This is a genomic window from Holospora obtusa F1, from assembly GCF_000469665.2.
Taxonomy (GTDB): Bacteria; Pseudomonadota; Alphaproteobacteria; order Holosporales; family Holosporaceae; genus Holospora; species Holospora obtusa.
Genome location: NZ_AWTR02000054.1, coordinates 1 through 8,715 on the forward strand (window position 1 = coordinate 1; position 8,715 = coordinate 8,715).

At 34.3% G+C, this 8,715-nt stretch carries 9 protein-coding genes and 1 pseudogene; 8 read left to right on the forward strand and 2 right to left on the reverse strand.

Going from position 1 to position 8,715, the window contains the following annotated elements:
* Nucleotides 1-343: 343 nt before the first annotated feature.
* The 8 genes from P618_RS02630 (at nucleotide 344) to bioD (ending at nucleotide 7,776) form a co-directional block, all read left to right on the forward strand.
* A complete protein-coding gene (locus P618_RS02630; RefSeq protein ID WP_021827123.1) occupies nucleotides 344-850 on the forward strand; it encodes a hypothetical protein in 507 nt (168 codons plus the stop codon).
* A complete protein-coding gene (locus P618_RS02635; protein ID WP_021827124.1) occupies nucleotides 817-1,134 on the forward strand; it encodes a hypothetical protein in 318 nt (105 codons plus the stop codon). The genes P618_RS02630 and P618_RS02635 overlap by 34 nt, the downstream gene beginning before the upstream one ends.
* 685 nt (nucleotides 1,135-1,819) lie before the next feature.
* Entirely contained in the window at nucleotides 1,820-3,115 is a 1,296-nt protein-coding gene (gene serS, locus P618_RS02640; RefSeq protein WP_024161118.1) for a serine--tRNA ligase, read from the forward strand.
* 7 nt (nucleotides 3,116-3,122) lie between these two features.
* Nucleotides 3,123-4,064, forward strand: coding sequence for a M23 family metallopeptidase (locus tag P618_RS02645; RefSeq protein WP_024161119.1), 942 nt, complete (start codon nucleotides 3,123-3,125; stop codon nucleotides 4,062-4,064).
* Nucleotides 4,061-4,960 (forward strand): DMT family transporter, encoded by a 900-nt coding sequence (locus tag P618_RS02650; protein WP_021827129.1) that lies wholly within the window; start codon nucleotides 4,061-4,063, stop codon nucleotides 4,958-4,960. The genes P618_RS02645 and P618_RS02650 overlap by 4 nt, the downstream gene beginning before the upstream one ends.
* 889 nt (nucleotides 4,961-5,849) lie before the next feature.
* On the forward strand, nucleotides 5,850-6,077 hold the full coding sequence (locus tag P618_RS08830; protein ID WP_021827131.1) for a hypothetical protein: 228 nt from the start codon (nucleotides 5,850-5,852) through the stop codon (nucleotides 6,075-6,077).
* Between the two features lie 323 nt (nucleotides 6,078-6,400).
* Nucleotides 6,401-7,159 (forward strand): methyltransferase domain-containing protein, encoded by a 759-nt coding sequence (locus P618_RS06010; protein WP_021827132.1) that lies wholly within the window; start codon nucleotides 6,401-6,403, stop codon nucleotides 7,157-7,159.
* On the forward strand, nucleotides 7,156-7,776 hold the full coding sequence (gene bioD, locus P618_RS02670; RefSeq protein WP_021827133.1) for a dethiobiotin synthase: 621 nt from the start codon (nucleotides 7,156-7,158) through the stop codon (nucleotides 7,774-7,776). The genes P618_RS06010 and bioD overlap by 4 nt, the downstream gene beginning before the upstream one ends.
* A gap of 218 nt (nucleotides 7,777-7,994) precedes the next feature.
* Here the strand turns inward: bioD and P618_RS02675 are convergent, their stop codons facing one another.
* Both P618_RS02675 and P618_RS02680 read right to left on the reverse strand, forming a co-directional pair.
* The gene (locus P618_RS02675) at nucleotides 7,995-8,309 is read right to left on the reverse strand and encodes a transposase (protein ID WP_021827134.1); all 315 of its coding nucleotides are present in this window, start codon (nucleotides 8,307-8,309) and stop codon (nucleotides 7,995-7,997) included.
* A gap of 32 nt (nucleotides 8,310-8,341) precedes the next feature.
* Nucleotides 8,342-8,715: pseudogene (locus P618_RS02680) on the reverse strand (hypothetical protein); the annotation flags it as partial.

An 8,715-nucleotide genomic window follows, 5' to 3' on the forward strand; every position in this document is an offset into this window, starting at 1 on the left:
GGTGCTAAGATGAGTTAAAACCTTACGGACGAAAAATATGATTATTTCAAGCAAAAATCAACTATTGCTGCGTAACATCAGTTATTCATCAATCAGAGCGTAGTTACAAAGAGTTTCTTAATCATTTATTCGTAAAGGTCAAACCTATAAATGTAAAATTTTATTTATTAGAATAAAATGTAAAATATTTTTTTGTTTCATATACATTTGTGTGCAAAATATTACGACGCTCCTTATTTAAGTTCCTTCTTACTTGATTTCTCTAGAGCTTATCTGCTTATTTTTACTTGTTTTTGACTTCAATCTGATTACATAGAGCTATAGAAAAAAGTTTTTGTACGTGATGAATAAAATATTGTCTTTCTTTTTACTTGGAATGCATTCTATCACCGTTTCTGCAAAAATACATCCAGAAGAAATAGTTGAAATGTTTGAACAATATCCTGAAATGTTTAACATTCTTGCTCAAATGAGCTACCATTACGGAGCAGAAAAAAAACAAGAAACTGATTCAGAGGAGGAGATACTAAGTAAATTTTTAAAAAACATGAACCCAGATGCGATTCCCGGGGTTAGTTTAACAGATTTTGAAGAAAGATCAAATCCTGAAAATTTTGTTGTTGCTTTTGTTTCTCCGTATTGTACGCATTGTAGAGAGCTCATTAAAAATCTAATTCAGCTAAAAAAAGAAAATTTTTTTGAAGACCATACAAAAGTCCAAATTGTGTGTGCTCCAACGAATCTGGCAGCTTATTGTGCAACAAAAGCATTAATTGCTGCACATAAAATAAAAAAAACGAAGGGCTTGAAAAAATATTGGGAATTATTGACACACGATTTAACCCTGTAGAAGAACTAGATTGGCCTAAATTATTTGCACAACACCACCCAGATATTTCAGAGCAAACTTTTTTTCAGCTAATGAATACTCCAGAAGTAGAAACAGACTCAAAAAAATGTGCGCAATGCATTTCTAAGCTAAACATGAGCAGTTTTCCAGTTATCGCTATTTTTAAAGTTAACCAAAAAAATACGAAACCTTTAGTTGATGTGATCTTGGGAAATCCTAGTCATATAAAGCTCCTAAGTCAAGCTTTAAAGGCAAAGCTCTATACAAAATCAACACCGAAATAAGGTGCTGGTATTCAGCTCTCAATGACAAGAGAATAAAAACTTTCAAAATGAAGGATGATCTCTGGAAAACGGTATAAGCACAATACCCAAAAACCGCATCCCATCGCAAGAATCGTGAACATGTACACTTTTTTTTCAAGGATAAAAGAAACACTGAGTTTGGAGATTACGCAAAAAAGCCCATTATCTGCTTAACTAATACGCAGACTCGAGTAGAGGGTCTAATTCTTTGCTTAACTAATGCGCAAACTCGAGTAAAGGGTCTAATTCTCTGCTTAACTAATACGCAGACTCGAGTAAAGGGTCTATTCTCTGCTTAACTAATGCGCAAACTCGAGTAGAGGGTCTATCCTCTGCTTAACTAATGCGCAGACTCGAGTAGAGGGTCTATCCTCTGCTTAACTAATGCGCAGACTCAAGTAGAGGGTCTATTCTCTGCTTAACTAATGCGCAGACTCAAGTAGAGGGTCTATTCTCTGCTTAACTAATGCGCAGACTCGAGTAGAGGGTCTATTCTCTGCTTAACTAATGCGCAGACTCAAGTAGAGGGTCTATTTATTTACTTAAACATAAAAAATTCTTTTTGGAATTTTTTAATCCGTCTGGTTTGATTTGATTTTAGCGATTGCTTGCGCTTTTCTTCAATTTTTAGTAGGATGACCATAGATTTTTTTTGATGTGTGTAATGTTAGACATAAAATGGATTCGAGCTTATCCTAAACTTTTTGATCAAGGATTGCGTCTTCGTGGATTAGATCCGAAAAGCGAAGAACTTTTGGAATTAGATAGTGCGCACCGCAAATCCTTGAGTAAGTTTCAAGAAATACGTGGTAAGCGTAATAGTATTGCAAAAGAAATTGCGCGATATAAGCAAGATGGAAAAGATACGGTAGATTTAGTTCAAGAATCTAGTGCATTGTCTGAGCAAGAATGTATTTTAGAGCGACAAACTCAAAAACTTTCAGATCAGCTCAGAAAATTTTTGGAATCTTTTCCCAATATGTTAGATGAACACGTTCCTGTTGGAGCAAGTGAAGCGGATAATGTCATTTTAAAGAAATGGGGAAATCCAAGAGATTTTTTGGAATTTTCACCAAAAGATCATGAGGACTTGGGTGCTAATTTGGGGATGGATTTTGTGCAGGCTAGTAAAATGAGCGGAGCACGCTTTGTGATTCTTGCCAAAGAGCTTGCTCAGTTAGAACGCGCATTATCGTGCTGGATGTTAGACATGAATACACAGCGTCTGGGATGTTTGGAGGTTCATACCCCATGCTTAGTCAAAGAGGATTCTGTTTTTGGTGCAGGACAACTTCCAAAACTTGAGCAAGATTTATTTAAAACTACAGATGGAAGATATCTAATTGCTACAGGAGAAGTAACGTTATTAAATTTAGTTAGAGAAACAATTTTAGACTTTAAAAATCTTCCTTTGAAATTCACTGCGTATACCCCTTGTTTTCGTTCAGAAGCGGGAGCAGCAGGAAAAGATACAAAAGGAATGATTCGGATGCACCAATTTGAAAAAGTAGAGCTTTTGGGAGTTTGTGACCCCAAAGACTCACAAGAGTTGCATCTTTCTTTTCTTGAGCAAGAGGAATTTTTAATGCAAACGTTAGGACTTCCTTATCGTGTGGTTGCGTTGTGCAGTTCAGATGTGGGGTGGACTTCTCAACGAACTTACGATATAGAAGTATGGCTTCCTGGACAGTCATGTTATCGTGAAATTTCTAGTTGTTCTAACTGTGGGGCTTATCAATCTCGTAGAACAGATACGAGATACCGAACCAAAGATGGAGAATTGGAATATCCGTATACTTTGAATGGTTCTGCGCTTCCAACAGGGCGTACTTTGGTAGCTATTTTAGAAAACTATCAAAATTCTGATGGTTCTGTGACGATTCCTGAGGTTTTACGTCCCTATATGGGGGGGAAAAAATCTTTAACTCCGTCTGATCATCGTGCGATTTATAACGTGTAGAAAAAAAATGAAAAAAATTTATGGTACTATTTATATAATTTCACTTGTTTTAGGGGGATGCGTTACCCCTCCTAGTAAAATGGTTGTCTTACAACCAGGACAAATTTGCGTTTCTAGTTATGATACAATTTATAGCATAGCAAAAGCTCAAGATATTTCTGTTCGGGAATTGGTAGAAACGAATCATTTGAGGTCTCCTTATATATTAGAGGAAGGACAGATTTTAACGTTGCCTGCCAAGGTACGTACTCCTGATCTTCCGGTTGATGATTTGGATATTGTCGGTGGAGGGCCTGTCTCATTAGCTGAAGATAGCTGGAAGGATGTGCCTTTGGATATGCCTCAAGAAAGCTCACAGGAAATGGAAGTTCTGCCTGTTCCCACCCTTCCGGCTCCAGAGTCTGAAGAGGAAGGGCTTTCTATAAAAAATGCTTCTGGTAGGGAATCTTTAGTCGTTTCTGAAAAAAAAGCGCTCCCAGAAAAAAAAGAGAGGGAACGAGCTTTCGAAAAAAAGAAAACTCTTTTTGACGACTCGAATAAGAAATCGAAGCAAAATTTTTCTAAAATTCAAGAATCTAAAAATGAATTTAAAGCTCCTGTGTCAAAACCGTTAAAGCGTGTGTTAGATAAACAGACTGCTGTATTTCATACAAATGCTCAAGATCCCGTTTTTGCATGTAAGGATGGCGTGGTTGTGTTCTCTGGAAAGTGTGATCATTTTGATAAAGATCCTTCGTTAAGTAATAAATCTTTTGTATTTATTAAGCATAGTAATAGTAAAGGGGAAGAGTGGAGCAGCGTTTATCTAGGAGTATCGCCTTCTGTAAAAAAAGATCAAAAGGTGAAGCAGGGAGATGTTTTGGGGAAATGTCAAGGAACTGTGCTTCGGTTTCAATTGAGAAAAAATCGCCTTCCGGTTAATCCAGAAAATTACTTGAAGAAGAAATGATACGCTTCAAGTGGGCGGGAAAGGATCAAATTCGAAGTTCATTTTTTTTACTTTTATGGAGCGTAAGCTTTTCTTTGGCTATGTTGATGACGAAATCCCTTTCCAAAAGCACTCCTCAGATTACGTTGATGTTAGTGCGGTCAGGATTAGGGGGCCTTCTTATGCTTCCATTTTGGTACCCTTTTCCTGTATTGAAACTCTTTCGCGTTCCTAACATAAAATTGTTAGCGTTAAGAGGAGTGTTTCAGACTTTAGCTATGGCTTTAGGATACGCAGGGTATCGTTATTTACCAGGAGAAACAGCAGCATTTTTAGGAACCAGTGGTCCTTTTTTTATTTTGCTTTTGGCTTGGTTAGTATTAAAAGAAAAATTAGATACACTCCATTGGATCGCAATTGGAGTGGCTTATAGCGGGGTGTTGTGCGTTTTAAATCCATTTTCCGTAACATTTACCTTTTATTCTTTATTACCTATTTTTGCCAATATTTGCATGGCTTTTTCTATCATCATTACACGAAAATTAATTTTAATACAAGAAAATGCAAAGTGTATTTTATTTAGTAATTCTTTTTTTCCTTTTGTATTTTTTTGTATAGCCGCAGTGTATTTTATCCCTTTTTGGAGCTGTAACGTATCCAATTTCGGGTATTTAGCTGTGATTGGAGGGTTAGGCGCATTGTCAGCCGTGTCACATTTTTATGCACTTCAGCGCAGTTCTGCTGCATTTGTAGCTATTTTTGATTATTTTCGTTTAATAGTTTTTTTATTACTTAATTATTTTATTTATCAAGAAAAAATGGCTTTTAATACAATATTAGGGGGGGTGATTATTGTTATTTCTACCATTGTGTATATGATCACAAAACAAAAACGGCGCACTTCATCAGCGCTTTGAGTCGATTTTTGTCGGACGTAGAGCTACCTAAACGTTCAGAAACGATCGCGAAAGCGGTTGACACTTTCATCATGGATGTCTAAGAAACACGCGATAGAATATGCTGAAAAGCACAAAAATCTTTACGATCTCAGAAAAAATATGCAACGTAAATTTACGGAAATACATTACTTTACCTTTTCCAATATTCTTCAGACTTGAATGCCCTAGAGAACAAATGGGCTCAGGATAAAGGCATTCGAAGCACTAAAAATTGTTTTATTAATAAAATATTTAATTTTTATTTAGTATGACAATTTTATAATGTTTTATTTGTACCAATTTATCACACTATTTGATAAAGTCTTAAATTTTATCGATGCGTTATGGCGATGATTACCTGTATTATAGTAAAAACAGTTGAATTACAACACGATATAGAGTCTATTCTGTTTAAAAAGATAGATAAAAATCCATATAGTATAGATTTCAGAGAAAATGTCATCAATTTTATCAAAGCAGATAACGGTCAAAAAGAAACATCGATAATTTTTGAAACAGATAAAATGATAATAAATAGATAGCATTTACGTTATAAAAATCAAGGACGTTTCCGACCAAAGATACGTTTGGGTGCAAATCCCACTATAAAAAAGAGGCTTTTATTCAAGACTAATCATTCAGATTCTAGATCAGAAGATAATGTTCGTGAATTTGGCATGAGAGCCAGTGATGTACATTGTTAGTTAAGTCGCGCAGGCTTTAGTTATAAAAAAAAGTCTTCACCTATGTGGAAAGCAAGTAAAGAAAAACAAAATATATACCAAAAAGCGATAAAACATATATCAGCCAAAAGTCTTGTATATATTGATGTAAGCGGGATAGAGCTCACCATTTGCAAAGATAGAGGATGGGAAAAAAAAGTGAAAAATTTGTTGGTAAAAAGAGCGATAAATATTACGAAAGAACTCATATTGTAAAGGGATTAGCAAATAATAAAGAGATTTTTCCGATGGTTTTTAACGATTCCTGTAACACACAAATATTCGAAGCTTGGGGAGAGCAGTTTTTGATAAAAGAATTAAAATCCGGACAAGTTTTGATCATGGATCATGCTTCCCTTATTCACCTGAATTAAATCCAATCGAGAAATTTTGGGCACATATGAAGCGATAGATTTGGAAGAAAATTAAGTTCTGCCAGGGCTTATATCAGTAAATTAGTACTTTTTTGCTTCATCATAATTTAACTTCTTTTACTATATCTGATCTATTTAAAAAACAAAATTGTTTAAAATATTTTTTAATAAAATAAATTTATTTGCCTTTTAAATGTCTGGCATGTAAAAAGAAAATATGGCATATTTTAAAAAATCTTTAAAAGTGTAAAACTATTTATGAATGAAGCATTTTTTGAAATCAAAAATTTTATGAAGATACTCATGATTGATGAAGTGACTCAATGAGCATTTTCATACAGGATGTGCAAAATAATTTTAATAAAGCCAGCACCTCTTATGATTGTGTAGGAGAAATTCAAAAAAGAGCTGCAAAATTTTTGGTTAATAAGTTTGTGAGTCTTAAAAATTATAAATCAAAAACTATTTTAGATTTGGGAACGGGAACAGGATACATACCTGAGCTTTTATTACCTATTTATCCTTCACATGCTTTTTATCTTAATGATATCGCAAATGAAATGTTGAACGTATGTAAATCTAAATTTTCACACTATCAAAACGTAAAGTATCTTTTAGGAGATATGATGAAATTAGGTGTCGTCAACTATGAGTGTATTCTGAGTAATCTCGCGTTACAGTGGGCAGAAAATTTGAATGACGCTTTGGAATTATTTAATAAAAATTGTGAAGACGTTTTTGCTTTTTCTACTTTAGTCAAAGGAACTTTTCAAAATTGGGAAAATATTTTAAATCAGTATCAATCGATTCGTCTTTGTGTGTACCCAACCGCTCATGAATTAACTTCTGTATGCCACAAACTTAAAAAACACAATCAAGTTTTTAACTTCTGGTTGATGAATCATTCATTAACGTTTATAGATGTTTTGTCTTTTGTTCGTTATCTAAAAATGCTTGGAGCGTCAGCTTCTTATGATTCAATAGATTTGGTAAATTTTAGAAGGATTATCAAAGAAAATTTTAATCCTTTTACAGTTACTTATAAAATATTTTTTGGAATTTTTAGGAATAGGTATTCATGAAAATTTTTATTACAGGAACAGATACTAACGTTGGAAAAACAGTTATTTCGGCTTGGATTGCTATACACACAAAATCTGCTTATTTTAAGCCCATCCAGACTGGTGAAAAGGAAGGGAGTGACTGTCAAAATGTAAAAAAAATTTCTCCTTTTACTCAAATTTATTCACCCATTTACGGCTATCAAGATACGCTCTCTCCCCATTTAGCAGCAAATCTAAAAAATGATTTTATTCAGCTAAAAAAAATAACCCTTCCCAGAGCGTCCAACATCGTGATAGAAGGTGCTGGAGGAATACTTGTTCCTTTAAATGAAACTCATCTAATGATTGATCTGATTCAGAAATTTGACGTTCCTGTAATTCTTGTTTCGCGCACAAGTTTAGGAACAATTAATCATACGTTGCTCAGTTTAGAAGCTTTGAGAGCACGCAACATATCAATTCTTGGAGTCATAATGAATGGCGATCAAAATACAGAAAACAGTCAAGCGATCAAAAATTACGGAAGGACCACGATTCTTGCTGAATTTCCAAAGTTATGCAAAGTAAGTTATTCTGAATTAAAAAAAATTAATTTTTCTGAAAATTTTCAAAATCTTTTATTTCGGAAATCATAACGTTTCGCGACACGTTTCATATAGTGTTTGATAAAGTATTTACTGCGAAAGTATCAATCCTAAAAAAAAAGTAGGTCAAATTGGGAAGCGCATCGAAGATATTTTCTATGCCAATACTACGTACGAAGATCGATAACGATTTTGGAGGTGTGTAAACATTTTTCTGGCGTCACCCTATTGGATGCCATTCTCATAATAATTTATCATAAAAATGGGATTTAAAAAAATGCAGGAATAGCCTCGTAAAGTTTATCAAACTGCTTAATTTGGTTCTTAACCCATCTTTTCATATTAGCCCAAAATTTCTTTATTGAATTCAAATCGGGTGAGTATGGCGGTAAAAAGATGAGTTGACAACTTACAGATTCGATCAACTCTTTCGTTCTTTGTGATCTATGAAATGCAGCATTATCCGTTATTACAATTTGCTCAGATTCTAATCCCTTAATCAACACCTCTTTTACCCAAGCTTCAAATAATTTTGTATTACAAGAACTTAAATACCATAGATGCTCTCGATTTATGATTAACATACCCAGCTATAATGTTTGTCCGCTGCTAATAGTTACCGCTTTTTGGCAGAAAGCTTTTTGCCCTTTCTGCCCCATCCTCTATCTTTGTAAATGCTGTTTAGTCTCAACAATATGTGGTCAGGATGAATTGTAAAGTATTGAGGATAAATTATCCACTGGTTTAAAATAAGTTGCCAAAGCGTTTTTCCTTTAATAGCTTGAAGTCTTTTGGCAAAATTATAAACCATGAGATAAGCATGCAGATGCTGTTTGAGCTGATCATGAGATGCATCATAAAAATTATTCACAGATGCTTCTTGAGTTCTATTCATCCGTGCTCTATTGGCCCAAAAGTGCTTGATCGTTGTCTTTTGATGCTGAATATTATTTTCATTACAGACACGCTGAAATATATGCGTAAATATTC

What these genes read in the sequence shown, in the direction of transcription:
- P618_RS02630 (WP_021827123.1), top strand. Translation starts at nt 344, where the DNA reads ATGAATAAAATATTGTCTTTCTTTTTACTTGGAATGCATTCTATCACC.
- bioD (WP_021827133.1), top strand. Translation starts at nt 7,156, where the DNA reads ATGAAAATTTTTATTACAGGAACAGATACTAACGTTGGAAAAACAGTT.
- P618_RS06010 (WP_021827132.1), top strand. Translation starts at nt 6,401, where the DNA reads ATGAGCATTTTCATACAGGATGTGCAAAATAATTTTAATAAAGCCAGC.
- P618_RS02650 (WP_021827129.1), top strand. Translation starts at nt 4,061, where the DNA reads ATGATACGCTTCAAGTGGGCGGGAAAGGATCAAATTCGAAGTTCATTT.
- P618_RS02645 (WP_024161119.1), top strand. Translation starts at nt 3,123, where the DNA reads ATGAAAAAAATTTATGGTACTATTTATATAATTTCACTTGTTTTAGGG.
- P618_RS08830 (WP_021827131.1), top strand. Translation starts at nt 5,850, where the DNA reads ATGGGAAAAAAAAGTGAAAAATTTGTTGGTAAAAAGAGCGATAAATAT.
- P618_RS02675 (WP_021827134.1), bottom strand. Translation starts at nt 8,309, where the DNA reads ATGTTAATCATAAATCGAGAGCATCTATGGTATTTAAGTTCTTGTAAT.
- serS (WP_024161118.1), top strand. Translation starts at nt 1,820, where the DNA reads ATGTTAGACATAAAATGGATTCGAGCTTATCCTAAACTTTTTGATCAA.